The organism is Arthrobacter sp. Soil763, assembly GCF_001428365.1.
Taxonomy (GTDB): domain Bacteria; phylum Actinomycetota; class Actinomycetes; order Actinomycetales; family Micrococcaceae; genus Arthrobacter.
Map to the genome: position 1 here is coordinate 665,106 of NZ_LMSH01000002.1, position 24,816 is coordinate 689,921.

Below are 24,816 nucleotides of genomic sequence, written 5' to 3' on the forward strand. Positions count from 1 at the left end.
GTCTGCCGCGGCCGCCATGCCGGCGGGGGCAATTACCTGATGATTTGCCCCCTCGGTTAGATTAGTCCAGTGATTACACCCAACGCCTCCGTTCGCAAGGCCGTCATCCCCGCAGCGGGCCTCGGCACCCGTTTCCTCCCCGCCACGAAGGCGATGCCCAAGGAAATGCTGCCCGTCGTCGACAAGCCCGCCATCCAGTACGTCGTCGAAGAAGCCGTCAACGTGGGCCTCAACGATGTCCTGATGATCACCGGACGCAACAAGCGGGCCCTCGAGGATCACTTCGACCGCGTGCCCACGCTGGAAGCGACGCTGGAGGCCAAGGGCGACACCGCCAAACTCGAGTCTATCCAGGCCGCGAGCAACCTCGGCGACATCCACTACGTCCGCCAGGGCGACCCGATGGGGCTGGGCCACGCCGTGCTTCGCGCCAAGCAGCATGTCGGCCACGAACCGTTCGCCGTCCTGCTGGGCGATGACCTGATTGACGCCCGCGACGAGCTGCTCAGCACCATGATCGAGGTGCAGGCCAAGACCGGCGGCTCGGTTGTGGCCCTGATCGAGGTCGAGCCGTCACAGATCAGCGCCTACGGCTGCGCCGATGTCGAGGCCGTCGAAGGTGAGGACTACGTCCGGATCAAGCAGTTGGTGGAGAAGCCCGACGTCGACGAGGCCCCGTCCAACCTGGCCATCATCGGCCGCTACGTCCTCCACCCGGCCGTCTTTGAAGTCCTCGAGCGGACCGAGCCCGGCCGCGGCGGCGAAATCCAGCTCACCGACGCGCTGCAGGAACTTTCCGCCGGCGAGGGCGAGGGCTACGGCGTCTACGGCGTCGTCTTCCGCGGCCGCCGCTACGACACGGGCGACAAGCTCAGCTACCTCAAGGCGTGCGTCCAGCTTGCCTGCGACAGCGAGGACCTTGGCCCCGGCCTGCGTGAATGGCTGCCCGGCTTCGCCTCCGGCCTGACGCACTAGTTCCGTGGCGGGCGGCTTCACCTGGCCGGTGACACTTGAGTGCGGCGACTTGGTGCTGCGGCCCATCCGGTACCGGGACCGGCGTGAATGGAGCGAACTCCGCGCCCGTAACGAGCAGTGGCTCGCGCCCTGGGAGGCCTCCAACCCGCTGCCCGGGGGCGGCCTGCCCGACTACCGGCAAATGGTGCGCTCGCTCAAGGCTCAGGCAGCCCAGGCCACCGCGTTGCCGTTCGTCATCACATCGTGGACCCCGGGCGTCAGGGAACCGGTGATCGTGGGCCAGCTGACGGTCTCTTCGATCGTCTGGGGTTCGGCGATGATGGCCACCCTCGGGTACTGGGTTGACCAGGGCCACGCGGGGCGGGGCATCGCGCCGACCGCCGTGGCGATGGCAACCGACTACTGTTTCAACACCCTCGGGCTGCACCGGATGGAGATCAACATCCGGCCGGAGAACCGGCCCAGCCTGCGGGTGGTGGAAAAGCTCGGGTTCCGCGACGAAGGCTACCGGCCCCGCTTCCTGCATATCAACGGCCAATGGGCGGACCACCGCACCTTCGCGCTGACTGCCGAGGAGGTCCCCGGAGGCCTCCTCGCGCGCTGGCTGGAGCAGGGCCCCGCCGGCCCTCCGGAAACCCGGGCCTGACCAGCCCTTTCGTCATATATCCACTGATTTGGCAGTTCACTCGCGACACACCGCCCCCAATGCCGCCCGCCCCGCCGTCCACCTCATACGGTTTTGACTGTGGACTTCCCTCTTAGCAGCTCAGTGATCCTCGTCATTGCTGTTGCGCTCTGGATCGTATGGGTGGCTCCCTACATGCTCCGGAACGGCCCCCACCGGCTGCAGCCGGTGGGGGAGCTCATGATGGACGCCGTGGACGCAGGCAAAGCAGACCCCCAGGCCGGAATTCTTCTGAAGACGGCTGCCCCGCAGGAGACCCCGATGACGAGCACGCAACGACCCGGCCACGCCGGAGGCACCATCGACGTCGACGGCGGCTCCAAGCCTGCCGCACCTGCCTTCCGGATCAAGTACGGCCGGCTGGCGGTGTTCGTCCTGGGTGTGCTCTCGCTGTTCACCGGGATCGTGTCCGGCATCCTGCGGCTCTTTGGGCTGGGCTCCGGCTGGTTGCCGGTGGGCACGCTGCTGGGCGCTGTTGCCGCCGTCGTGCTGCTGCGCCGGCTCGCGGTGCGCGATCGCCGCCGCAAGCTCGACGCCGCGTTCCGTTCCGCCATGCAGTCCCCGGCGCGGGACCGCTCTGAGGAGCCGGCGGCCGGGCGTACGGCCGCACCTGCCAAGGAAAGCCCGCTGTTCGACGCGGAAGCGGGCAGCGTCGATGCCGAGCCTGCCGTCCGGCCGCTGACCGCTGACGAGCTGCGCCAGGCTGCCCTCGCCGAGGCCGCAGCCTCGGGCGACACCTCCGTCCGGCGCACCGGCGATCCCGCCGCGGAAGGGTCCAGCTGGGAGCCGGTGGAGGTTCCGAAACCAACCTATGTGGAAGCCCCCAAGGCCGAACGCGCCGCGCCCGAGCCGCTGGACCTCCCGGAAGCGCCGAAAGCCGTGGGCAAGCCGTCGCTGAAGCAGGGCACGGTCCGGCAGCCCGAGCAGGCCGAGGCCAAGCCCCTGGGCCGCGGCCAGAGCGCGTTGAGCAACCTCGACGACGTGCTGCAGAGGCGCCGGGCCTAAATCGTTCCCACCGCCCCGGAGGGCCGCCACGGCGGCCAACCGGGGCTTTTTGGTGCCTGCGGACGGTAGCCTGACGTGCATGACCAGACTCTGTATTGCCGGAGGCACCGGGCAGGTGGGCCGCGAGGTGGTGCGCCAGGCGATCCTGGCAGGGCACCAGGTGGCCGTTCTCAGCCGCAACCCGCCCGCACCGGGCACACCGGGGCATGTCGCCGGCGTGGACTACTTCCGCGCCGACGTCGCCACCGGGGAAGGGCTGGACGCGGCACTGGCCGGTGCCGACGTCGTCATCGACGCCTTGGAGGGGCGGTCGGGGAAAGCGCTGAAGAACTTTGCCGACGGCGGAGCCCGGCTGCTGGCCGCCGCCCAGGATGCCGGAGTCGGCAGGGCCGTGCTGCTGTCAATCGTCAACTGCGACCGCAGCAGCTTCGGCTATTACCGGTCGAAAGCGGCCAAGGAACGGGTCTACCAGCAGTCCGGGCTGGAGACTGTGGTGCTGCGGGCCACACAGTTCCACTCCTTGCTCGCAGGCATCTTTGCCTCAGGCTCGAAGCTGCGCGTGATTCCCGTGTTCAAAGGGGCCCGGTTCCAGCCGATCGCGACGGCCGAGGTCGCGTCGGGACTGATCGACGCGGCACTGGAGGCGCCTACCGGCATGCGGCACCGGGCCCGGACCATCGGCGGTCCGGAGATCCTGGGGATGCGCGAACTGGCTGTGACCTGGCAGCAGGCCACGGGGTCGCGCGGCCGCGTGGTGGAGCTGCCGCTGCCTGGCGGGATGGGCAAATACCTGCGGACCGGTGACAATCTGGTGCCCGGGGAACGACACGGCACGCAGACATTCCGGGGCTGGCTGGCAATGCGGACGGATAGTTTGTAGCCTAGGAACGTTGATAACGCCGTTCCCCTCAAGGAACGGCGTTGCTACGGGGCTATAGCTCAGTTGGTAGAGCGCTTCGTTCGCATCGAAGAGGTCAGGAGTTCGAATCTCCTTAGCTCCACAATTTGCGGGCCCCCTCGGTCCTCGGCGACGCCGAACCGAGGGGGCCTTCGCCATGTCCGGCCGCTGGCTGCGGCCTGCGTTCCCGGCCCGGTGCTGGCGAGCCGCCGCCCGCGCAGAGCTCAAAGCCGTTCTGGGGGAGGATAAGTGACATGAACGTTGCAAAGTCCGTCCTGCTGTTTGTCCTTGCTGCGGCCGCCGAGATCGGCGGGGCATGGATGGTGTGGCAGGCAGTCCGGGAAGGGCGGGCGTGGTGGTGGGCCGGGATCGGGATCGTCGCCCTGGGGCTTTACGGCTTCGTTGCCACATTGCAGCCGGACGCGCACTTCGGCCGCATCCTGGCAGCCTACGGCGGCGTCTTCGTTGCCGGCTCGCTGGCGTGGGGCATGGCGTTCGACGGGTTCCGGCCCGACCGCTGGGACGTGGTGGGCTCGCTGATCTGCCTCGTGGGGGTGGGCGTGATCATGTTCGCGCCTCGCGGTCCGGTCGCCTAGGTTCCGCCGGCTGCCGGGCGCCGCCAGGGTAGGTCGGCGCCGGGGCGCCCAGCGGGCCCGGCCTTGTTTTTCCCAAGGAAATACGCAGGAATGCCCCGCCGGGCCAAAACCATGGTTTCCCTTCGGTAACGTTGCGTCCGGCCACCCCCGGAACCGCCGGCCGCCGTTACCGCAAGCACTCTGGAAGGACCACCCCTTGGCAGCAATCTTCACTTGGCTCAACGCCCTCGGCACCGCAGGCAAGGCGACGGTTGTCGCTGCCGTCGTCGTCACCGGCGGCACTGGCGTCGCCATGGCTTCCACGACGTCGGAGCTCGGCTCCGATCCCACCGCAACCGTCTCCGCGGAGCCGACCGAGACCGGCACGGCGCCCGCACCGGAGCCGACTGAAACCGAGACGGCCCCCGCGCCGGAGCCGACCGAAACCGAGACCGCGCCCGCGCCGGAGCCGACCGAAACCGAGACGGCCCCCGCGCCCGAACCGACCGAGACGGTCCCCGCGCCCGAACCGACCGAGACGGTCCCCGCGCCGGCGCCCACCGATGACGACGAGTCCGGCGAAGACCAGGACGAGTCCACCGAAGGCGGCAACAGCGCCTGGGCCCACGAGAACGCCGCCGCCCACCGGGCTGCCGGACTCGCCAAGGCAGCCGAGCACCGCTCCGCGCACTCCGCCACCCCGGCTGCGCCGTCGTACGGGGCAGGGCCGGCAGTCCCGGCCGCTCCGCGCCACGCCGAGGCGCCGAAAGCGGCCCCCAGCACGCACGCCAAGCAGGGTAAATCCGGCAAGTAGCCGCTCCAGCGATGGCCCCCGTCCGCCCCGGACGGGGGCCATCGCTGTTCCCGGCCTCCTGTCGTGCCGCACTGGTCAGGGCCGGCCCAAGACGGGCATGTCCGCGCCTGTGGAGTGGGTGTGCAGGCCCGGTCGGCCAGCCAGCCGCCAACGCGGGAGGGTCCCGCTGAACCGTTCGACCGTCAGTGTGTGCCGACGCTTTCCCAATACCGGATAGTCTGAATCGAGGCCCGCAGGCCGCCTGGCCCGCCAGCCAGGATCCCTTGAGAGGCCAGCATTAGTGAGCCTAATCCGGCTGCATGACGTCAGCGTCCGCTTCGACAACACCCCGATTCTCCGCGAGGCGTTCTTCCGGCTCGAACCCGGAGACAGGGTGGGCCTCATCGGCAAGAACGGATCCGGCAAGACCACCCTCTTGAAGCTGGTCCTCGACCAGGTGGCTCCGGACACCGGCACGGTCAGCATTGAACCCGGCACCAGGGTGGGCTACTTTTCCCAGTTCTCCGAGCTGAACGGCGACTCGACCATCACTGAGGTCCTTGACGGCCTTTTCGGCGAGATCAAGGCCGTGGAGGCCGAGCTGGCCGCCATTGATGCCGCCATCGCGGACGACCCCGCCGCCGGCGAGCTGGACGGTCTGATCGGGCGGCAGGCGGCACTGTTCGTGGACATGGAGCGCCTCGACGGCTGGGACTACCCACGACGCATCGACTCGGTGCTGACCACGCTGGGGTTCGATGACGCCCACCGTCACTGTGCGATCGATGCACTGTCCGGGGGCTGGCGCAACCGGGCGGCGCTGGCCAAGATCCTGCTCGAGGGCCCGGACGTTTTGCTGCTCGATGAGCCCACCAACTTCCTGGACGTGGCCGGCGTCGAATGGCTGGAGAACTGGTTCCGCGGCTTCCAGGGAGCGGCCGTGATCGTCTCGCACGACCGGACGTTCCTGGACGCCGTCGTTACCCGCATCATCGAGGTGGAGAACTTCCACCTGCACGAATACCCCGGGAACTTCGGCGAATACGTGGTCCAGAAGCAATTCCGGCTCAAGACCCTCGAGCAGCAGTTCGTCCACGAGTCCGAGCTGCTCGCGTTTGAGGCCGAAGGCATCGCCGACCGCCGCGAAGCGGCCAAGACCGCCAGCCGCGGACTGGGCAACCAGCTGGCCAAGATCAAGAAATCCCGGACCCCCAGGCCGGTGGACCAGATTGTAACCGAGATCTACGGCGGCCTGCACGTGAAGGACGTGCTGTGCCGGGTGGAGGGGCTGGGCAAGTCCTACGGCGAGAAGGTCCTGTTCGACGATTTGAGCTTCGAGATTCGCAAGGGCAACCGGATCGCGGTGCTTGGCGCGAACGGCAGCGGGAAGTCCACCCTGCTGAGGGTCCTGACCGGCGAGGAGGGCCCCGACGCCGGCGCGGTGGCGTGGGCCAAGGGCCCCGGCTTCGTGTCCTACAACCGGATGCTGGAGGACCTTGACGACGGCGACACCGTGTCCCACGCCGTCAACGCCCTGCCGGACAGCCTGGCCTTCAGCGCCACGAAGAAATCCGTCAACCGTTTCCTGGCGATGTTCCAGTTTTCCGAGGCCGACCTCAAGCAGAAGATCGGCAACCTTTCGGGCGGCCAGAAGGCGCGCGTCGCTATGGCACAGTGCCTGCTTTCCGGCGCGTCGGTGCTGTTGCTGGACGAGCCCACGAACCACCTGGACCTTTCGAGCACCCAGGTCATGGAGCGGGCGCTGCTGCATTTCCCCGGCGCGGTCGTCGTGGTGAGCCATGACCGGTTCTTCACCGAGAAAATCGCCACTCGCCTGCTCGTTTTCGGTGCCGCCGGCGCGGCCCCCGGCGAAGTCGGCCAGCGGGCCGCCTAAGGCCGCCCGGGCTAAAGCGGCGGATAATAGGGCCATGGCCGAAAAGAGCCGGGACCACGGGCCGGATCCGTGGGAGGAATTCGACCGGCTCCCTCCGGCCGGGCAGGACCGCGTCGGCGGCCTTCCGGGCGGTGCGCCGCAGGGCTTCGGCTTCCGCACCGGGGTGCGCAGCGCCCGCGTCGCCTTCGGGTTTGCGGTGTACGCCCTGGTTCTGGGAAGCGTGCTGGTCGTCTGCGGCGCCATCTACTTCATCAGCCGCGGACAGTGGCTGTGGCTGGGGCTGATGGCAGTGATCGAAACGGCCTTCGTCCTGGCGTTCGCGCGGCTGGTGGTCCTGGCCCGCAACCGCCGTTCCGCGCCCTGACGCGTCAGGCTCAGCGGCGGCGGTGCCGTGCCGTGGCCGCCAGATAGCCTCCCAGCACGCCGACCCCGCCCAGCCCGGCGGTAAAGAGCGCCTTGGGCCAGCCGGGCCAGCGGTCCGGCTGGACAGACACCAGCTCGCCGACGGCGCCGATCAGGGCTGCCGTGATCAGGCCCGCGACAAGCCGGTTGCCGGTGCGTTCGGCCTTGTCCATCAGGCGGTCCAGCTCATCGGCCCGCAGGTGCACGTCCAGGCCGCCGCGCTCCAGCACGTCCAGGAGGCGGCGGGCCAGATCGGGGGCCTCCGCGCCGAACCGCAGCGCCTCCCAGCCGAATTTCTTCAGCTGCCCAGCCAGCGCCCCGGGGGACAGCTGGCCGAGGATAATCCGCCGGGTGAAGGGGGCCAGCTGCTCGGTCAGCTCGAAGCCGGGGTCGAGCTGTTTGCCCAGTCCGTCGGCCATCACCAGCATCTTCACCATCAGGGCCGCCTCGCGCGGCAGCCGAAGCCGGTGCGTGCGGAGCAAACCGGCCAGTTCGGCCAGCACCGGGACGATCGGGACCTGGGCCAGGGGCCGGCCGGCATAGCGGGCCACCAGCCGGCCCAGGGCCTCCTGCAGGCCGGCCTGGTCGGCGGCCTCCGCCGCGCCGCAGAGCTGCACCATCGCGGTGGTGAGCCGTGCGGCGTCCTCTTCCACGACCGCCAGCAACACCCGGACCAGATTCCAGCGGGCCGCGTCGCTGATCTGGCCGACCATGCCGAAATCAATGATCCCCAACCGCCCGTCGGGTTCGACGAAGAAGTTTCCCGGATGTGGGTCCGCGTGGAAGAAGCCGTCCTCGAAGACCATCTTCAGCAGGACGTTGCAGGCCCGGACGGCGAGCTCTCCGGAGTCGATCCCGGCGGCGCGGAGGGCGGCGACGTCGTTGATTTTGATCCCGCGGACGCGTTCCAGCGTCAGGACGCGGGACGTGGTGGTTTCCCAGAAAACCCGGGGAATGTGGACGCGGTCGTCACCGGCGAAGTTGTCCGCAAATTGCTCCGCGTTCCTGCCCTCCTGCAGGTAATCCAGCTCTGCCCGCAGGGTCTGGGAGAACTCCTCGACGAGGGCGGCAACGTGGTAGCCCGCGACGGCGGCGGACGCCCGCTCGGCCCGCCTCGCCAGCTCCGCCATGACCTCCAGGTCTTCGTTCACCTGCGCGACGACGCCGGGCCGGCGGACCTTGACCACGACGTCGGCGGTTCCGCCGCGTCTTGCCGGGACGGTGGCCTCATGAACCTGGCCGATGGATCCGGTGGCCAGCGGTTCCTCGTGCAGGGTGGTCAGCAGCGGCTCCGCCCGCGGACCGAGCTCTTCGGCAATGACGTGGCGGATCCCGGCCACGGGAACAGGCGGCGAATCGTCCTGGAGCCTGGCCAACTCGGCGGCGTAGTCCGCGGGCAGGATGTCGGGGCGGGTGGAGGCGATCTGGCCGAACTTCACGTAGACGGTCCCCAGGTCCTCCAGTGCCAGCCGGATCCGGGCCGGGAGCGGAACACCGCCGGCCGGCGTCCGCTGGCCCGCATGGCGGCCCGGCAGGGGCAACCGGTCCAGGCCCAGATAGCCGATGGCGAACCCCAGGCCGTGCCTGCCCAGGGTCTCCACGATGTGCCGGAACCGGTCCCGCCGCGCGCTCATGCGGCCAGACTACACGCGGCGTGCGGTGCCGCGGCGGGAACGGGCCGGGGAGCCGGCTAGAGCCAGCCCTTCCGTTTGAAGATCCCGTACATGATCGCCGCCGTGCCCGCCATCATGCCGATCGCCATCGGGTAGCCGAAGGTCCAGTGCAGCTCCGGCATCCGCTCGAAGTTCATGCCGTAGACCCCGGCCACGAAGGACGGCGCGAAGAAGATCGCGGCCCAGGAGGAGATCTTCTTGACCTGTTCGTTCTGTTCGGCACTGGCCTCGTTCTGGCGGTTGGCGGTCAGGGTGCCGTCCAGGGTCAGGGCGTTCTGCAGCAGGTCGCGGAAGGAATCGGCGCGGGAGATCAGCCGCTCCACATGGTCTTCGACGTCGCGGAGGCTGTGCTGGAGTTCGGTGTTGACCTGGTACTTTTCGAAGCCGCGCCGCAGCAGCTGGACCATGGCCGGGAGCGGATGGATGGCGCGCTGGAACTGGATGACTTCACGGGCCAGCTCGTAGATCCGGCGGGAGACGGTGGGATCGCCGCTGAACAGCTGGTCCTCGATCTCGTCGATGTCGTTCTCCAGCCCGGCGACGACGGGCACGTAGTCGTCCACGACCTGGTCCATCAAGGCGTACAGCACCGCCTCCGGGCCGTGGCACAGGAGGTCGGGGCGCCGTTCGAGTTTCCGCCGCACCTGGGCCACGCCGCCGGTCTCAGCGTGCCGGACGGTGACGACGAAGTTCTCGCCGGTGAAGACGTGGAGTTCGCCGAACTCGACCGTTTCGGTCTCGTCCAGGTACCGTGCGGGCCGCAGCACGGTGAAGAGGTTGTCGTCGTAGCGTTCGAGCTTCGGGCGCTGGTGGGCCGAGATCGCGTCTTCCACGGCGAGGTGGTGGAGCCTGAACTCGGCGGCGACGGCGGCCATTTCGCCTTCGGTCGGCCGGTAGAGGCCGATCCAGGCCATCCCGCCGTGCCGGTTCAGGGTCTCAAACGTCTGTTCCAGGCTCTGCGGCTCGGCGCTGCGGACACCGTCCACGTAGACGGCGTTGTCGATGATAGTCACCGGCTCATTATCCCTTCCGTCCCGGCGCCAGCGCGCTTCCCTGCGCCAGCCGGCTGATCAACGGCTCGGTCCGGTACGGGATGTGCGTGTGCAGTGCCAGCACCGTCTCGGTCCGGATCACCCCCTTGATCCGCAGGATGGAGCGCAGCGCGGCCTGGAGGTTGTGCGTGTCGGTGGCGACCACCCGGCACCAGACGTCGCCGCGGCCGGAAATCTCGTGCACCTCCAGGACCTGGGGGATCAGCCGCAGGGCGCCGACGACGCCGTCGAGCTCGCGGTGGTTGACCTCGATTGTCACGAAGGCGACGACGTCGTAACCCACCGCTTCGAGGTCGATTTCCCGGCCGCCGTCGTGCAGCAGGCCCGAGCGCAGCATCCGCCGGACCCGGGACTGGGCCGTGTTCCGGGCGATACCGAGGGTCTCGCTGATTTCCCCGATCTGGACGCGGGGGTCCTTGATGAGTTCGAGCAGGATCTTCAGGTCGGTGGGGTCCGGGCTGTTCAAATCATCACTCCGGTTCATGCTGGCGTGCCTCGATTGATGCTTTTGCTCAATATTGGCATGAATCTTGGTTTTATCGGTCATTAATGCCGCATTCTGGAGCTACCCATCTCCACCGGGCCGGCTCCTCCCCACCAGGGACCCGGGAGGCCCGCTTTACCCCAGCAGGGACACCGCCATGACCGTCTTCAGCGAACTCCGCATGCGCCCCACCACGGCTGACCGCTGGGCCTGGGACGCCTCCGTCACGGCGCGGCTGGTGATGGCCGGCGTCGTGATCTTCACGCTGCTGGTCGGCGCCAACCTGGCCACCCCGCTGTACCCCCTGCTGCAGGCCAAGCTGGGTATCACCGCCCTGGATGTCACCGTGGCCTTTTCCGCCTACGTCCTGGCGCTGGTGGCGACCCTGATCCTGGCCGGGCACTGGAGCGACCACATTGGCCGCCGCGCCGCCCTGGTGCTGGCCGTCCTGGTCGGACTGGCCGGCGGATTCGTGTTCGCGAATGCTGACAACCTGCTGGCACTCTCCGCGGGCCGGGCCCTGCAGGGGGCCGCCGTCGCGCTGGCCACCGGAGCGAGTTCCGCCGCGCTGCGCGAACTGCTGCCCAGCCGGCCGGAATGGGCGTCCCGGTTCACGTTGCTGGCGTCCGCCGGCGGTGTCGCGGCCGGCCCGGCAATCGGCGGCGTGCTCTCGCTGTTGCCCGGCCCCACCTCCACGCCCTATTACCTGCACTCGGTGGTCCTGCTGGCGCTCCTGGTGCCGCTGTACCTGCTGAAGGCTCGTCCGGCCATCAGCTCGGTCGCGGGACCGCAGCCGTTGAAGGTGCTGGCGCCCCGGCGGCCGTCCGTGTCGAGCGAGGCCCGCGGCGCCTTCTGGCTGGCCTCCGCCGTGGGGTTCCTCAGCTTCGCCGTGTTCGGTTTCTGCCTCTCGCTGGCCCCGGGGTATTTCGCCCAGATTGTCCATGCCGACTCGCGGCCGCTGATCGGCCTGCTCGCGGGGCTGACGCTGGCGGCGTCAGCGCTGAGCCAGCTGCTGGCCGTCCGCGGACGCTTCGTGGTCCCGGCCGGGCTGGCCCTGCTCGCGGTCTCGGTGCTGCTGATCGCCGCCGCGGCTGCGGTGGGCAGCCCGGTCCTGCTGGTTGCCGCCAGCGTCACCGCGGGCCTGGGCCAGGGCGTGGCGTTCCGCACCGTCTTCAATGATGTGGCCTCCAAGGTGGAGGCCTCGCGCCATGCCCAGATCATCAGCACGGTCTACGTCATCACCTACCTGGGCAGCGCGTTTCCGGTCATCGGCCTGGGACTTGCCGCCGGGGCCTTTGGGCTGCAGGCGGCCGTGGCCGGCTTTGTCGCCCTTTGCGCCGTGTTCGCCCTCGGCCTGGCGGCCGTGACCTTGCGGGGAGCGCTGCGGACGGCCGCGACGGTTCGCTGACCCCGGAGCGGCAGCCGGCCGGCTACGCGGGCAGCGGCCCGTGGTTGCCCTGGATGTGGTCGAACACCAGGGTCGTTTCGGTGTGGCCCACCACCGGGTCGGTGGCCAGGTTGTCCAGCACCCAGTCGCGCAGGTCCTCGGTGGTGGCCACCGCAATGTGCAGCAGGTAATCCACCGAACCCGAGGTGTGGAAGGTGCTCAGTACCGCCGGCAGCTTGGGAACCCGGGCGGTGAACCGGTCGATCTGTTCGCGGTCATGGGCGCGCAGCCGCACCGCAATCAGGGCCTGGACCGAGCGGCCCACGGCGGCGAGGCTGAGCTTGGCCTCGAAGCCCTGGATGATGCCGCGCTCGGACAGGGCCCGCGTGCGCATCAGGGCCGTCGACGGCGCGATGCCCACCAGTTCAGCAAGCTGCTTGTTTGAGATCCTGGCATCGGCCACCAGCGCGGCGAGCAGCCGCTCGTCGATGGCGTCCAGGGGTTCGCCGGCGCCGGGGGCGGGTCGAACATTCTTCGCGGTGCTGCTCACGGATCCTCCTACAAGTGTGATGAGTTCATCATAATCGCCCCTATCCGCCACATCCATTCAGGCCCCCTGTGAAACTCCGAATTATTGCCAGATACTTGCCGCATTCAATGGTGAATATTCGTAAGGAGTACGGTGCTTTCTCAAGACTCGCTGGCGGTCCACGCCGGCCGGAACGGCCTGACGGAACTCGGCGTCCATGCCGTCCCGATTGACCTGTCCACCACCGCCCCGCTGCCGTCGGTCAACGACGGGGGCCTGGCCTACGAGCAGATGGCCACGGGCGGGCCGCACCTGGACGGCCAGAGCACGGTGTACCAGCGGCTCTGGAATCCCACCGTGGCCCGGTTCGAAGAAGGGGTTGCCGCGCTTGAGGGCACCCCCGAAGCGGTGGCCTTTTCCACCGGCATGGCGGCGTTGAGCGCCGTCGTCCTTGCCGCCGTCGCCGGCGGGAAGAACCATGTGGTGGCCGTCCGCCCGCTCTACGGCGGCAGCGATCACCTGCTGGCCTCCGGTGTGCTTGGCAGCGAGGTCACGTTCACCACGGCCGAAGGGATCCGCGCCGCGCTGCGTCCGGAAACGGGCCTGGTCATCCTCGAGACCCCGGCCAATCCCAGCCTGGAACTCGTCGACATCGCCGCCGCCGTGGCCGCGGCCGACGGGGTGCCGCTGCTGGTGGACAACACCTTCGCCACCCCGGTGCTTCAGCAGCCCTACCGGCTGGGCGCCGCGATGGTCCTGCACAGCGCCACGAAGTTCTTCGGCGGCCACGGCGACGCCATGGGGGGAGTCGTCGCGGTATCCGCCGAATGGGCCGTCCGGCTACGGCAGCTGCGCGCCATCACCGGGGGCATCCTCACCCCGTGGCCGGCCTATCTGCTGCACCGCGGACTGGCGACTCTGCCGGTCCGCGTGCGGGCGCAGCAGGCCGGCGCCGCCAAGGTCGCCGCCGCGCTGGCCGGGCACGGCCTGGTCCGGCGGGTCTACTACCCGGGCCTGCCCGAATGCGACCCGCAGGGCCTGGTCGGGGCGCAGATGGCGGGACCGGGCTCGCTGCTCGCGTTCGAGCTGGCCAGCGCCGAACACGCCGAACGACTGCCCTCGGCCGTCAGCATGATCACGCACGCCGTGTCGCTGGGCGGAGTCGACACCCTGATCCAGCATCCGGCCGGGCTCACGCACCGTCCGGTGGCCGCGGAGGCCAAACCGCACGCCGGCCTGCTGCGGCTCTCCGTGGGGCTGGAGGATCCCGCGGACATCGTGGCGGACCTCGTCCAGGCCCTCGAGGCGACCCGCTAGCGCGGCCTGGAGCCGGCCGCCGCGGCCGCCGCGGCGGCCGGAACACCTGCGGGGTGTACGACGGCGGTGACCGCCGCCGTCGTCACCGCCAGGCCCATCACGGCCAGCGCCAGGGCGGCCCAGCCCAGGGACTGGAACAGCAGGCCGCCGGCCCAGCCGATGACGCTCGAACCAAGGTAGTAGGCGAGGTTGTACAGCGAGGCCGCCTGGGCACGGCCGCTGGTCGCGATCATCCCGGTCCAGCCGGAGCCGATGCTGTGCGCGGCGAAGAAACCGCCGGTAAACAGCAGCAGTCCGGCCAGGATCAGGACCAGCAGCTGCGTCAGGGTCAACGCCAGCCCGGCCACCATCAGGGCGGTGCCTGCCACCAGCACGTTCCGCCGGCCAAAGCGCAGCGTCAGCCCCGCCGCCCAGCGCGCGGAGACGGTGCCGGAGAGGTAGGCCAGGAAGATCAGGCTGATCAGTGTCGCCGGCAGTCCGAAGGGCTCGCCGGACAGCCGGAAGCCCAGATAGTTGTACACCGCCACGAACCCGCCCATCAGCAGGAACGCCTGGACGTAGATGGCCAGCAGCCGCGGGTTCCGGGTATGGCCGGCCAGGGTGGCGAGGGCGCCGCGGAAGCCTGCGGCGGCCGCGGCGGTGAAGTTCCGCGCCGGCGGCACCAGCACCAGGAAGAGCACCGCCGCCGCGGTCGCCATGACGGACACGGCCAGGGCGGCGGCGCGCCAGCCCCAGAGTTCACCGACCGGCCCGGCCACGAGCCGTCCCGCCAGCCCGCCCAGGGTCGTGCCCGCGACGTAGGTACCGGCGGCGAGGGCGGTGTGGGCCTTGTTGACCTCCTCATTGAGGTAGGCGATGGCGATGGCCGGGATGCCGCCCAGGGCCATGCCCTCGAGCAGCCGCAGGCCCAGGAGTGCCGGGAAGCTGGGCGCGAGCGGAGCCAGCAGCCCCAGCACTGTGGCCGCGGAGATGCCCCAGGCCATGGCCCGGACCCGCCCGATGCGGTCGGCGAGGAAAGACCACGGCAGCACCGTCGCTGCGAGGCCGACGGTGGCCAGGGAGATGGTGAGGGCCGCCTCGGCCGCGGTCACCTGCAGGTCCGCCGCGACCAGAGGCAGCACGGCTTGGGTGGAGTACAGCTGGGCGAAGGTGGCGACCCCGGCGAAGGCCAGGCCGGCAAGGATCCTGCGGTACGCCGCCGAGCCTTTCGGATGGCCCGGCCAGGCGGGAGACGGGCCTCCCGGCAGCGGCGTTGCCTGCGGCCGGGGCGTCCGAGGGAGCGGTGTACGGGGCATGGCCTCAGGATAGATGCGCTCGGTGCTATGCATCCAATGCATCATTTCCCTAAGATTGATAGCAAAATAGGATCAAGAGAGCGGATCGGCCGGTGGAGATCGAACAGAAACAGCTCAGCCAGCTGCTACCGCTGCTGCCCCTGCTGGCGGAGCTGGGCCGGGCCCGGCACGTCACCGCGACGGCGGAGGCGCTGGGGGTGCCGCAGTCCACGGTCAGCCGCGCCATCGCGCGGGCCAGCAGCATCATCGGCACGGACCTGCTGCTCCGCGACGGCAGGGGAATCCGGCTGACCCCGGCGGCCCTGGCGCTGCTGCCGCACATCGAAACCGCGCTGGGCGATTTCCAGGCCGGCCTGGACCTGGTCCGGCACGAAGCCGAGGTAGTCCGCGGGCGCATCGCGGTGTCCTTCCAGCACACCTTCGGCGAGGCCATGCTGCCGCTGCTGATCAGTGCCTTCCGCAGCCGCCACCCCCAGCCGGCCTTCGTCCTCAGCCAGGGCGCACGGGACGGCTGCCTGGCCGAACTGGCAGCCGGGGACGCGGACCTGGCCCTCACCGCCCCCGTCGCAACGCCCAGCCGGTTGATCTCCTCGGCCGCGCTGTACCGGGAACCGCTCCGGCTCGTCGTGCACCATGCCCACCCCCTGGCCGGCCGCCGGACGGTGCGGCTCGCGGAAATCCGGCAGGAGCCCTTCGTCGCCATGGGGCCCGGCTACGGCATGCGCTCGCTGACCGACGCGCTGTTCCGGGAAGCGGGATTCCGGCCCCGCATCGCCTTCGAGAGCCAGGACTCGCACACCGCCCGGGGACTGGTCTCGGCCGGGCTGGGCGTGAGCATCCTTCCGCCCAGCGGGACGATCACCGGGCGCCACACCCCCGAGCAGTCCGCCGGCCTCGGCTGCGTCGAACTCGCGCTGGCCTCGGACCTTGCCTACCGCGAGATCGGCCTGGCCTGGCGGGAACGGCGCGGCGGAGCCGACGCAGAACCGGACCCGGTCCGGCTGTTCCGCGAGCTGGTGCTCAGCGAGGGTCCGGCGCTGCTGGCAGGCTTCGTCCGCGGGCGCTCCGGGGCCTGAGAGGGCCCGACTGGGCCGGGCGGGGAGTGGCAGAAGTCAGTCCAGCAGCCCGGCCAGGATCTCCGCGACGGAACCGGCCCGGGCCTGCTGCCACCCGGTCCCGGCCCACAGGTTCAGCCGCTCGGCATCCCCGGCGGCGGCAGCGGCGGCACGCAGCGGGGCGGTCAGGTGGTGCACGGCGGGGTAACCCTCCGGAGCGTCCCGATGGTCCCGGACAAACTCATTGACCAGCGCCCGGGCCTGCCGGCCGGTGAAGGCCCGCGTCAACGCCGTCTCCGTGAAGTGCGGGCTGGCCAGGGCGTCCTTGTGCAGCGTGCGGGCGCCGCTTTCCTCCGTGCGCAGAAACGCGGTGCCCAGCTGGGCCGCCACGGCTCCCGCGGCCCTGACCGACCGCACGCCGGCGGCGTCCATGATGCCCCCGGCTCCAACCAGGGGGAGCGCGACGGCGGCCCGCACCGCCGCGACGAGGTCCGCCGTCGACCCCTGGCCTCCGGCGGCCGCGCCGCGTCCCGGCCCGGCGGGCTCCGGCAGGAACGCGGCGCTGTGGCCGCCGGCGGAAGCGTGCTGGACCACCAGGGCGTCCACGCCCTGGTCGGCGGCGCGCTCCGCCTCTGCCGCGGTCGTGACCGTGGCCAGGACCGCGGACCCGGCCCGCTGCAGCGCCCTGACCGTCTCCCGGCCCGGGAGCCCGAACGTGAAACTGACCAGTTCCACCGGGTCGGCCAGGAGCGCGTCGATCTTGTCCGTCCAGGCGTCATCGTCGTCAAAGCGCAGCGGCGGAAGATCCACGCCGTAGCGCAGGGCGTCGGGGCGGAGCCGCCGGCGGTACTCCTCGAGTTCGGCGCGGCCGGCGGCTGACGGGGCCAGCTGCGCGGGGTCCGGTACGAAGACGTTCATCCCGAACCGTGCGCCGGCGTCCCGTGCGGTCCGAATGTCCGCCTGCATGGCCGCGGCGTCCTTGTAGCCGGCGGCCAGGAAGCCTAGGCCCCCGGCCGCGTGGACGGCGGCAACGAAGCCGGGGGTCGACGTGCCGCCCGCCATCGGCGCGGCGACGACCGGGGTACCGAAGATGTCCTGCGGCATTGCTCGCTCCTGTCAGTGATTCAGTAGGCTGTTCCGGTGACTCATTCTGACATCCCGGCCCCTGCGGATCCCGCCCCCTCCACCGGTGCCGGCGCCGTGATCGGCCTCGATATCGGCGGCACCAAGACGCGCGGGGTCCGGTTCGAATCCGGCGCCCCCGTGGCGGACGAATCCGTGGGGAGCGCCAACGTGCAGAACGTGACCCCCGAGGTGGCTGCCCGCAACCTCGCGGAGCTGTTCGCACGGATCGGCGGCGGCGACATCGCCCAGGTCTACGCCGGCGCCGGCGGCATCGACACCGACGACGACGCCGCGGCGCTCGCCGCGCTGATCGCCCCGCACGTACCCGGCGCCAAGGTCACCGTGGTGCACGATTCCCGCTTGCTGCTGGCGGCCGGGGGCGCCAGCACGGGCGTGGCCGTGATCGCCGGGACCGGCTCGGCCGCGTGGGGGCGCAACAGCGCCGGCGCCGAGGCCCGCGCCGGCGGCTGGGGTTACCTCCTCGGCGACGAAGGCAGCGGCTACTGGCTCGGCCGCGAGGCCGTCCGCCATAGCCTGCGCCGAATGAACCAGGGGCTGGAGCCGGATGAACTCACCCGGGCGCTGCTGGCCTCCTGCGGCGTCGACCACCCGAACAAGCTGATCGCCCTGTTCCACTCGCCTGAAACCGGCCGCCGCTTCTGGGCCCAGCGCGCACGGCTGGTGGTGGAAGCCGCCGACGCCGGCCATGCCCCGAGCCAGGCGCTGATCGACCAGGCCGGCCGTGACCTGGCCGCCCTCGCCGAACAGGCTGTGCGGCAACTGGGCATCGACGGACCGGTCATCCTGGGCAGCGGCCTGGGCATGAACGTGGTGCGGTTGCAGGACGCCTTCCGGGCCGCGCTGGCCGCGGCCGGGATCACCGATGTGCGGGTTCTGCAGCAGGAACCGGTGTTCGGGGTGCTCCAGCTCGTCGCCGAACAGGGCTAGGGCGAGTCAGCGGCGGCGCCGCGGCCGCAGCGGCACCCCGGGCAACGGGGGAGCGGGGATCCGGCCGGCCTCCGCGCCGGCGTCGGGGCCGTGCCCGCGCACCAGCCCGAACCGCGCACCGGAAGCCTCCGCCTCGGTCAGGCCGGTCTGGGCCTCCCAATCCAACCGCGCCTGCGCCACCTCCTCGTGGCTGCGGCCCACGAAGTTCCACCACATCAGCAGTTCCTCTTCGAACGGTTGCCCGCCCAGCAGCACAAAGCGGGTCTCCGGGGCGGCTTCGAGCTCCAGGCTGCGGCGCCCGGAGCCAAGGTAGCCCAGCGGCCCGGGCCCGAGCTCCTGCCCGTCCAGCCGCAGGACGCCGTCGAGCACCAGCACGGCGTGCTCGAACTCCGGCTCCAACGGCAGACTGACCGGGCCGGCAGCGCTGATGTCCGCCCCGACGATTGGGGAGTAGACCGTGGCCGGCGACGCGGCTCCCGCAAGGGAACCGACCATCACGGTGGCGGTGAACCCCGCCCCGCGGACCACCGGCAGCTCGCGGTGCTGTTCGAACGCCGGCGGGCGGTGCCGTTCGGAATCCGGCAGCGCCACCCACAGCTGCAGCCCGCGCTGGACCGGGACCTCCGGCGGCGGCCCGACAGGCGTCCCGTTGCCGGGGACCTCCCGCTGCCCGGGGAGGATAGCGAATTCCGAGTGCGACACGCCGCGGCCTGCGGTCATGATGTTCAGTTCCCCAGGCCGGACCAGCACGTCGCTGCCGACGCTGTCGCGGTGCCGGATGGTTCCGGCCAGCGGCCAGGTGACCGTCTGCAGCCCCGTGTGCGGATGCGGCAGCACGGACATTGCGACCCGGTCGGGGCCGAAGCTGTCCAGGAAGCACCACGCGCCCACCGTGGGCAATCCGCGCTGGGGCAGGGTCCGTGAGACGTTCATCGCGCGGACCCCGCCCAACGGCACCTCCCGTGCGGGCCACAGCTGCAGGCACGGTCCGCTCGCGGAACCCTCGACGCTGTGGGCGGCGGGGCAGACTTCTTCAGGCGGGCGGAGTTCAAGATTGGTCACCCTCAAACTCTAGGGCCCGGAGGCGCCAGGCGGCAGGGCCGGTCCGGCGCCGTTACGCTGGATCAATGACTCTGGCATTCGACACCCGTCCCGCCGCCTACGGCGTGGTCATCCGGGAGGATTCCCTCCTGCTGGCCTACTGGAAGCAGGGCGGCCGCGAGGGCTGGACGCTGCCCGGCGGCGGACTGGACCTGGCCGAACACCCGGTGGACGGCTGCCGCCGGGAGATCTTCGAGGAGACCGGCTACCACGCGCAGATCGGCGCCATGCTCGGGATCGACGTCGGGTACTGGCCCGCCGAGAGCAGGCTCGACGGCGGCCGGCGGGACTTCCAGTCCCTGCGGCTGGTGTACGAGGCGAGCATCAGCGGCGGCGAGTTGCGGCACGAGGTCGGGGGCAGCACTACCCATGCCGCCTGGATCCCGCTGGCCGAGGTGCCGGCCCTGAACCGGGTCTCGCTGGTGGACGCCGCCCTGCGGCTGTACCGCGAGCGGCCGCGGGACGGAAAACTCGCCTGAAAAATTCCTAGCCAGCCGCCCCCGGGTCCGGCTACGCTGGGGAAACCGCGGCCGAAGAGGCTGCGAATGAGCCAGCCGACCGGGGAGGTGGAAGCAATGAATGCAACGGAACTGCGCGCGCAGCGCACACCCAGCCACGTCATTACTCCTGCCCCGGCCGTCCGCATCTCCTAGCCATCAGCTCAACCGGTCCACATCGACCGCAGCGGGCGATACTCCTCCGGGGCCCATCAAAGGGCTTCCATTGAAAATTCAGTTCAGTCACCACTCTGGCCTCGCAGGGCCGGCCCGTTACGGTTTCACCGAGGCCGTCGCGGAGCTTTACACCGCCAACCCCGTACCCGGCGGCACGTCCGCCGGCCGCGTCGTACGGGTAGACCGCAACCTCGTCCTCGTCGCGGACCACGGCGGCCAATCCCATCTGCCCTACCCCCGTTCTGGCCCGGTCCCCGCTACCGGCGACTGGGTCTGGCTCGGCAGCAATGCCGCCGGCGAACCGGCCATCGTGGGGGTGCTGCCGCGCCGCTCCGAATTGAGCCGCAAGCGCGCCTTCGAGGCATCCTCCGAGGCGCAGGTTCTCGGCGCCAACATGGACATCGTCGGGGTGGTCGTGCCGGTGGACCGCCCGCTGACGCACAACAGGCTCGAACGGACCCTCGTCGCCGCCTGGGATTCCGGGGCCACCCCGCTGGTGGTCATCACCAAAGCGGACCTCTCCGACGTGGCGGACGACGTCGTCGGGCAGGTCATGCTGCAGGCCGCGGGCGTCGACGTGGTCACCACCTCTGCCGAGCAGGGGGACGGCCTCGACGAGTTGCTGGCCCACCTGCCGCCGGGCGGGACCATCGTATTGCTGGGCCCCTCGGGCGCCGGAAAGTCCACCCTGATCAACGCCCTCGTCGGGTTCGAGGCGCAGGAGACAGGTGCTGTGCGGGCCGGTGACGGGAAGGGCCGGCACACCACGACCTCCCGGGAACTCGTTCCGTTGCCCGGCGGTTCCGTCCTGATGGACACGCCCGGGGTACGCGGCTTCGGCTTGTTCGACGCCGAGGACGGTCTGGACGAGGTCTTCGGCGATCTGGACGAGCTCTTCGCCCAGTGCCGGTTCGCCGACTGTGCACACGGCAGGGAACCCGGCTGCGCCGTGCAGGCCGCGCTCGCGGACGGTGTCCTCGACGAGCGCCGCTGGGCGAGCTACCTCAAGATGCAGCGCGAGCTGGCGGCCCTGGCGCGGCGGCATGATGCCGCGGCCCGGCGGGCGTACCAGCGCGAGTGGCACCAGAAAATGGTGGTGGCCAGCCGGAGCCAGCGGGCCGCCGAGCGGTACAGCCACGAGCAGCCCGGCAGGGGCTCGAAGAACGGCCCGGGGAAAACAAAGACCCGGGGACGGGGCGCCGCCGGGGAGCCCTAGCTCCGCGCCGCGCATCCGCATCCGGCGCGGCACCGAATGCCAGTCGTAGCGCGGCCGCCGGAGGCACCGGTCCCGGGGAACCCCGGGGCCGGTGCCGGCATTGCCGGCGGTGGCAGCTACGCTGGGTCCTACCCGCTTTACAGCCAAAAATCAGCATGCATATGATCAGTTGGCTGGACCGTCCTGTGTTGCCGCCAACAGTTAGGTAAGCCCGGAATGGCAGAAGCCATGATCGAGTTCCAGAGCGTTACCAAGACATACCAGGGCGGCCAGCCCGCGGTCGATGACCTCACCATGTCCATCGACAAGGGAAAAATCACGGTCTTCGTCGGTCCGTCCGGCTGTGGCAAGACCACCTCGCTGCGGATGATCAACCGCATGGTCGAGCCGACCTCGGGCACCCTCACCGTCGACGGGCGGGACGTCACCTCCGTGCCGGCGGCACAGCTGCGCCGGTCCATGGGCTACGTCATGCAGTCGTCCGGGCTGATGCCCCACCGGTCCGTGCTGGACAACGTCGCCACCGTCCCGCGCCTGAACGGGGTGTCCCGGGCCGCCGCACGCCAGCGGTCCCGCGAACTGCTGGACGTCGTCGGCCTCGACCCCGACCTGGGCCGGCGCTACCCCTCCCAGCTTTCCGGGGGCCAGCAGCAGCGCGTCGGCGTGGCCCGGGCGCTGGCCGCAGACCCGCCGGTGCTGCTAATGGACGAGCCCTTCAGCGCCGTGGATCCGGTGGTACGGGACGAACTGCAGAAGGAACTGCTGCGCCTGCAGCGGGACCTGGCCAAAACCATTGTGTTCGTCACCCACGACATTGACGAGGCCACGGTGCTGGGGGACAAGGTGGCCGTGTTCGCCGGGGGCGGGAAACTGGCGCAGTACGCGACGCCCGAGGAAATCCTGCGGGCCCCCGCGAACGACTTCGTCGCCTCCTTCGTCGGCCGGGACCGGGGCTTCCGGCACCTCGCATTCAGCCCGTCCGACGGCGTCACGATCCACCCGGTGGACACCGTCCGCACCGGCGAGCTCGACGGCCCGGACCGCGCCGCGGCCGACCGGTGGCAGCTCGTCGTCGACGACGGGGGCCGCCCGCTGGGCTGGAGCGCCCCGGGCGCCGGCGCCGCGATCGTCCCCGGCGGGTCCCTGTTCCGCAAGGGGGAGACCCTCCGCCGCGCCCTCGACGCGGCACTGTCCTCCCCATCCGGGCTCGGCGTAGCCGTCGACCCCGACGGCCGCGTGGCGGGAGTGATCACAGCCGAGGAAGTGCTCGCCGTCATCGAGGCGGACCGCCGGCTCCGGCAGGGCGTGGGCTGATGGAATGGTTCCTGGCCAACAGCGGGCAGGTCTTCAGCCTCGCCGGCCAGCACCTGGTCCTGGCGGTCCTGCCGATGGTCCTTGGCCTGCTCGTCTCCATTCCGCTGGCCCAGCTCGCCCGGCGGAACCGGACCCTGCGCACGGTCATCCTGACCGCGTCCTCACTGCTGTACACCATTCCGTCGCTGGCGCTGTTCATCATCCTGCCCACCATCCTGGGGACCCGGATCCTGGACCCGGCCAACGTCGTGACCGCCCTGACGATCTACGCCGTTGCGCTCCTGGTCCGCGCCGCCCTGGACGCCTTCGACTCCGTCGATGAGGACCTGCAGCAGGCCGCCATCGCCATGGGCTACAAACCGCTGGCCCGGTTCCTGCAGATCGACCTTCCGCTGTCCCTGCCGGTGCTGTTCGCCGGCCTGCGCGTGGTCTCGGTCAGCAACATCTCCCTGGTCAGCGTCGCCGCCCTGCTGGGCATCGGAAATCTTGGCATGCTGTTCACGTCCGGGCTGCAGCGCGACTTCGTCACCGAAGTGGTGGTGGGCATCGTCGCGATCCTGGTGCTGGCCCTGCTGATGGACGCCGTCCTGGTCCTGCTGGAACGGCTCCTGACTCCCTGGACCCGGCCCGGCCGCGGGAAATCCGGTACCGCGCCGGCGGACCGCAGCCCGTCCGCCACCCCGGCAGGAGCCTCCGCATGAGCAACGTTTTTTCCGACACTTTCGCCTGGCTCGCCGACGCCGGGAACTGGACCGGCAGCACCGGCGTCCCGGTCCGCCTCGCCGAGCACCTGCAGTACACCGGCCTGGTCATGCTGATCGCGGCGGCCATCGCGGTCCCGGTGGGGCTCTACGTCGGCCACACCGGCCGGGGCCGGGTCGCGGTGGTCGCCCTCGCCGGCGCGCTGCGGGCGCTGCCGACCCTGGGCCTGCTGACCCTGTTCGTGCTGCTGGCCGGGATCGGGCTGATGCCGCCGGTCTGGGCCCTCGTGATCCTGACCGTGCCGCCGCTGCTGGCGGGCACGTACGCGGGCATCTCCAGCGTCGACCGGACCGTCGTCGACGCCGCCCGCGCCATGGGCATGACGGAACTGCAGGTGTTGTTCCGCGCCGAGTTCCCCAACGCCCTGCCGGTGATGTTCGGCGGGTTCCGCACCGGTGTGCTGCAGGTGATCGCCACGGTGTCGGTCGTGGCCTACATCAACCTCGGCGGCCTGGGCCGCTATCTCTTCGACGGGCTGGTGCTCTCGGACTTCCCGCAGATGCTGGGCGGTTCGCTGCTGATCGCCGGGCTGGCCATCGCCGTCGACCTGCTCCTCGTCCTGATCCAGCGGCTCTTCCTCTCCCGCGGGGCCGCCCGTAAACCAAACCGCAGCCGGCAGGCGGCGGTTGAGCTCACAGACCCCGCGACCGCGGAGACTGTCGTCCAAGGAGGTACGTCATGAAGGAAATCCGTCATCGAGCACTGGGCAGGCGCGCATTTGGCGGCCTGGCCGCCGGCGTCGGCGTGGCCCTGGCCCTGTCCGCCTGCGGGGGCTCGTCCGACCCGCTGTCCTCGGCACCCGCCAGCGGCGGCTCCTCCGCCGCGGCCGGCGGCGCCCTCGTCATCGGCTCGGCCGACTTTACCGAGAGCCAGATCATCGCCGAACTCTACGCCGGGGCGCTCAACGCGGCCGGCGTGAAGGCCAGCACCAAGCCGAACATCGGCTCCCGCGAGGTCTACTTCAAGGCCGTGCAGGACGGCTCCGTGGACGTCATCCCGGACTACAGCGGCAACCTGCTGCTGCACGTCAATAAGGACGCGACCGAGATCTCCGCCGAAGACATCGCCAAGGCCCTGCCGGGCAAGCTGCCCGAGGGCCTGGCCGTGCTGGACGCGGCCAAGGCCGAGGACAAGGACGCCATGGTGGTCACCAAGGCCACCGCGGAGAAGTACCAGCTGAAGTCCATCGAGGACCTGGCCAAGGTCTGCAGCGAGATCGTCGTCGGCGCCCCCGCCACCTTCGCCGAACGCGCCTACGGCCTGCCGGGCCTGAAGAAGAACTACAACTGCGTGCCCAAGAAGCTGGAGCCCTTCAGCGACGGCGGCGGCCCGGTGACGGTCAAGGCCCTGCTCTCGGACCAGGTGCAGGTGGCCGACATCTACACCACCACCCCGGCCATCGCTGACAACGACCTGGTGGTGCTGGAGGACCCGAAGAACAACTTCATCGCCCAGCAGGTCCTGCCGCTGTACAACAAGGCCAAGATGACCGACAAGGCCAAGGAGGCGCTGAACGCCGTCTCCAAGCAGCTGACCACCGAGGACCTGATCAACCTCAACCGCGCGGTCGGCGGCAGTGAAAAGCAGAACCCGAAGGACGCCGCGGCGGCCTGGCTCAAGGACAAGGGCCTGGTCAAGTAGGCACGGTTCCTCACAG

The 24,816-nt window shown here is 70.4% G+C and carries 25 protein-coding genes and 1 tRNA gene; 19 read left to right on the forward strand and 7 right to left on the reverse strand.

Annotated features, from left to right (window positions below):
* Positions 1-69: 69 nt before the first annotated feature.
* The 9 genes from galU (at position 70) to ASG71_RS06750 (ending at position 7,189) form a co-directional block, all read left to right on the forward strand.
* Positions 70-975, forward strand: a complete 906-nt coding sequence (gene galU, locus ASG71_RS06710; protein ID WP_056737881.1) for a UTP--glucose-1-phosphate uridylyltransferase GalU — start codon at positions 70-72, stop codon at positions 973-975.
* Between the two features lie 4 nt (positions 976-979).
* Positions 980-1,621: a GNAT family N-acetyltransferase gene (locus tag ASG71_RS06715; protein WP_056737882.1), complete on the forward strand. Its 642-nt coding sequence runs from the start codon at positions 980-982 to the stop codon at positions 1,619-1,621.
* A gap of 99 nt (positions 1,622-1,720) precedes the next feature.
* Positions 1,721-2,665, forward strand: a complete 945-nt coding sequence (locus tag ASG71_RS06720) for a hypothetical protein (RefSeq protein ID WP_235563946.1) — start codon at positions 1,721-1,723, stop codon at positions 2,663-2,665.
* A 79-nt stretch (positions 2,666-2,744) separates the two neighbouring features.
* Entirely contained in the window at positions 2,745-3,545 is an 801-nt protein-coding gene (locus ASG71_RS06725; protein ID WP_056737884.1) for an SDR family oxidoreductase, read from the forward strand.
* Between the two features lie 48 nt (positions 3,546-3,593).
* A tRNA-Ala gene (locus ASG71_RS06730) sits at positions 3,594-3,666 on the forward strand.
* 151 nt (positions 3,667-3,817) lie between these two features.
* On the forward strand, positions 3,818-4,159 hold the full coding sequence (locus ASG71_RS06735) for a YnfA family protein (RefSeq protein WP_056737885.1): 342 nt from the start codon (positions 3,818-3,820) through the stop codon (positions 4,157-4,159).
* A 196-nt stretch (positions 4,160-4,355) separates the two neighbouring features.
* Entirely contained in the window at positions 4,356-4,952 is a 597-nt protein-coding gene (locus ASG71_RS06740) for a hypothetical protein (RefSeq protein WP_056737886.1), read from the forward strand.
* 280 nt (positions 4,953-5,232) lie between these two features.
* The gene (locus tag ASG71_RS06745; RefSeq protein WP_056737887.1) at positions 5,233-6,825 is read left to right on the forward strand and encodes an ABC-F family ATP-binding cassette domain-containing protein; all 1,593 of its coding nucleotides are present in this window, start codon (positions 5,233-5,235) and stop codon (positions 6,823-6,825) included.
* A gap of 34 nt (positions 6,826-6,859) precedes the next feature.
* Complete coding sequence (locus tag ASG71_RS06750; RefSeq protein WP_056737888.1) at positions 6,860-7,189, forward strand: hypothetical protein; 330 nt, start codon at positions 6,860-6,862, stop codon at positions 7,187-7,189.
* A gap of 10 nt (positions 7,190-7,199) precedes the next feature.
* Here the strand turns inward: ASG71_RS06750 and ASG71_RS06755 are convergent, their stop codons facing one another.
* The 3 genes from ASG71_RS06755 to ASG71_RS06765 are packed head-to-tail and all read right to left on the reverse strand — an operon-like array spanning position 7,200 to position 10,436.
* Positions 7,200-8,861, reverse strand: a complete 1,662-nt coding sequence (locus ASG71_RS06755; RefSeq protein ID WP_056737889.1) for an ABC1 kinase family protein — start codon at positions 8,859-8,861, stop codon at positions 7,200-7,202.
* 56 nt (positions 8,862-8,917) lie between these two features.
* Positions 8,918-9,913, reverse strand: a complete 996-nt coding sequence (gene corA, locus ASG71_RS06760; protein ID WP_056737890.1) for a magnesium/cobalt transporter CorA — start codon at positions 9,911-9,913, stop codon at positions 8,918-8,920.
* Positions 9,914-9,920: 7 nt separating this feature from the next.
* A complete protein-coding gene (locus ASG71_RS06765) occupies positions 9,921-10,436 on the reverse strand; it encodes an Lrp/AsnC family transcriptional regulator (protein WP_056737891.1) in 516 nt (171 codons plus the stop codon).
* 157 nt (positions 10,437-10,593) lie between these two features.
* Between ASG71_RS06765 and ASG71_RS06770 the strand changes: the two genes are divergently transcribed.
* Positions 10,594-11,844, forward strand: coding sequence for an MFS transporter (locus ASG71_RS06770; protein WP_056737892.1), 1,251 nt, complete (start codon positions 10,594-10,596; stop codon positions 11,842-11,844).
* Positions 11,845-11,866: 22 nt separating this feature from the next.
* Here ASG71_RS06770 and ASG71_RS06775 read toward each other — a convergent pair whose 3' ends face one another.
* Positions 11,867-12,373: an Lrp/AsnC family transcriptional regulator gene (locus tag ASG71_RS06775; protein ID WP_056737893.1), complete on the reverse strand. Its 507-nt coding sequence runs from the start codon at positions 12,371-12,373 to the stop codon at positions 11,867-11,869.
* A 132-nt stretch (positions 12,374-12,505) separates the two neighbouring features.
* On the opposite strand from ASG71_RS06775, the gene ASG71_RS06780 reads away from it, so the two are divergent.
* On the forward strand, positions 12,506-13,669 hold the full coding sequence (locus ASG71_RS06780; protein ID WP_235563947.1) for a trans-sulfuration enzyme family protein: 1,164 nt from the start codon (positions 12,506-12,508) through the stop codon (positions 13,667-13,669).
* On the opposite strand, the gene ASG71_RS06785 is transcribed toward ASG71_RS06780, so the two are convergent.
* Positions 13,666-14,964 (reverse strand): MFS transporter, encoded by a 1,299-nt coding sequence (locus tag ASG71_RS06785; protein ID WP_056738601.1) that lies wholly within the window; start codon positions 14,962-14,964, stop codon positions 13,666-13,668. The two genes, ASG71_RS06780 and ASG71_RS06785, sit on opposite strands and share 4 nt — an antisense overlap.
* Before the next feature lie 92 nt (positions 14,965-15,056).
* Here ASG71_RS06785 and ASG71_RS06790 point away from each other — a divergent pair, with 92 nt between their 5' ends.
* Entirely contained in the window at positions 15,057-16,040 is a 984-nt protein-coding gene (locus ASG71_RS06790; protein ID WP_056737895.1) for a LysR family transcriptional regulator, read from the forward strand.
* Positions 16,041-16,076: 36 nt separating this feature from the next.
* Here ASG71_RS06790 and ASG71_RS06795 read toward each other — a convergent pair whose 3' ends face one another.
* Entirely contained in the window at positions 16,077-17,123 is a 1,047-nt protein-coding gene (locus ASG71_RS06795; RefSeq protein ID WP_056737896.1) for a nitronate monooxygenase, read from the reverse strand.
* A 36-nt stretch (positions 17,124-17,159) separates the two neighbouring features.
* On the opposite strand from ASG71_RS06795, the gene ASG71_RS06800 reads away from it, so the two are divergent.
* Positions 17,160-18,092: an N-acetylglucosamine kinase gene (locus ASG71_RS06800; protein ID WP_056737897.1), complete on the forward strand. Its 933-nt coding sequence runs from the start codon at positions 17,160-17,162 to the stop codon at positions 18,090-18,092.
* A gap of 6 nt (positions 18,093-18,098) precedes the next feature.
* On the opposite strand, the gene ASG71_RS06805 is transcribed toward ASG71_RS06800, so the two are convergent.
* A complete protein-coding gene (locus ASG71_RS06805) occupies positions 18,099-19,154 on the reverse strand; it encodes a pirin family protein (protein ID WP_056737898.1) in 1,056 nt (351 codons plus the stop codon).
* 65 nt (positions 19,155-19,219) lie between these two features.
* Between ASG71_RS06805 and ASG71_RS06810 the strand changes: the two genes are divergently transcribed.
* The 6 genes from ASG71_RS06810 to ASG71_RS06835 all read left to right on the forward strand — a co-directional run bounded on the left by ASG71_RS06810 (position 19,220) and on the right by ASG71_RS06835 (position 24,800).
* Positions 19,220-19,672, forward strand: a complete 453-nt coding sequence (locus tag ASG71_RS06810) for an NUDIX hydrolase (RefSeq protein WP_056737899.1) — start codon at positions 19,220-19,222, stop codon at positions 19,670-19,672.
* Between the two features lie 244 nt (positions 19,673-19,916).
* Positions 19,917-21,083, forward strand: a complete 1,167-nt coding sequence (gene rsgA / locus ASG71_RS06815) for a ribosome small subunit-dependent GTPase A (RefSeq protein ID WP_235563948.1) — start codon at positions 19,917-19,919, stop codon at positions 21,081-21,083.
* Positions 21,084-21,299: 216 nt separating this feature from the next.
* Positions 21,300-22,397 (forward strand): ABC transporter ATP-binding protein, encoded by a 1,098-nt coding sequence (locus tag ASG71_RS06820; protein WP_056737900.1) that lies wholly within the window; start codon positions 21,300-21,302, stop codon positions 22,395-22,397.
* Entirely contained in the window at positions 22,397-23,098 is a 702-nt protein-coding gene (locus ASG71_RS06825; protein WP_056737901.1) for an ABC transporter permease, read from the forward strand. The genes ASG71_RS06820 and ASG71_RS06825 overlap by 1 nt, the downstream gene beginning before the upstream one ends.
* Positions 23,095-23,841 (forward strand): ABC transporter permease, encoded by a 747-nt coding sequence (locus ASG71_RS06830; RefSeq protein WP_056737902.1) that lies wholly within the window; start codon positions 23,095-23,097, stop codon positions 23,839-23,841. Before ASG71_RS06825 ends, ASG71_RS06830 begins: the two co-directional genes overlap by 4 nt.
* Positions 23,838-24,800 (forward strand): ABC transporter substrate-binding protein, encoded by a 963-nt coding sequence (locus ASG71_RS06835; protein ID WP_056737903.1) that lies wholly within the window; start codon positions 23,838-23,840, stop codon positions 24,798-24,800. The genes ASG71_RS06830 and ASG71_RS06835 overlap by 4 nt, the downstream gene beginning before the upstream one ends.
* Positions 24,801-24,816: the final 16 nt, after the last annotated feature.

Excerpts from the sequence above, each read along its gene's own strand:
- ASG71_RS06725 (WP_056737884.1), top strand. The coding sequence starts at position 2,745 with ATGACCAGACTCTGTATTGCCGGAGGCACCGGGCAGGTGGGCCGCGAG.
- ASG71_RS06735 (WP_056737885.1), top strand. The coding sequence starts at position 3,818 with ATGAACGTTGCAAAGTCCGTCCTGCTGTTTGTCCTTGCTGCGGCCGCC.
- ASG71_RS06750 (WP_056737888.1), top strand. The coding sequence starts at position 6,860 with ATGGCCGAAAAGAGCCGGGACCACGGGCCGGATCCGTGGGAGGAATTC.
- ASG71_RS06755 (WP_056737889.1), bottom strand. The coding sequence starts at position 8,861 with ATGAGCGCGCGGCGGGACCGGTTCCGGCACATCGTGGAGACCCTGGGC.
- ASG71_RS06765 (WP_056737891.1), bottom strand. The coding sequence starts at position 10,436 with ATGAACCGGAGTGATGATTTGAACAGCCCGGACCCCACCGACCTGAAG.
- ASG71_RS06770 (WP_056737892.1), top strand. The coding sequence starts at position 10,594 with ATGACCGTCTTCAGCGAACTCCGCATGCGCCCCACCACGGCTGACCGC.
- ASG71_RS06785 (WP_056738601.1), bottom strand. The coding sequence starts at position 14,964 with ATGCCCCGTACACCGCTCCCTCGGACGCCCCGGCCGCAGGCAACGCCG.
- ASG71_RS06795 (WP_056737896.1), bottom strand. The coding sequence starts at position 17,123 with ATGCCGCAGGACATCTTCGGTACCCCGGTCGTCGCCGCGCCGATGGCG.
- ASG71_RS06810 (WP_056737899.1), top strand. The coding sequence starts at position 19,220 with ATGACTCTGGCATTCGACACCCGTCCCGCCGCCTACGGCGTGGTCATC.
- ASG71_RS06820 (WP_056737900.1), top strand. The coding sequence starts at position 21,300 with ATGGCAGAAGCCATGATCGAGTTCCAGAGCGTTACCAAGACATACCAG.
- ASG71_RS06825 (WP_056737901.1), top strand. The coding sequence starts at position 22,397 with ATGGAATGGTTCCTGGCCAACAGCGGGCAGGTCTTCAGCCTCGCCGGC.
- ASG71_RS06830 (WP_056737902.1), top strand. The coding sequence starts at position 23,095 with ATGAGCAACGTTTTTTCCGACACTTTCGCCTGGCTCGCCGACGCCGGG.
- ASG71_RS06835 (WP_056737903.1), top strand. The coding sequence starts at position 23,838 with ATGAAGGAAATCCGTCATCGAGCACTGGGCAGGCGCGCATTTGGCGGC.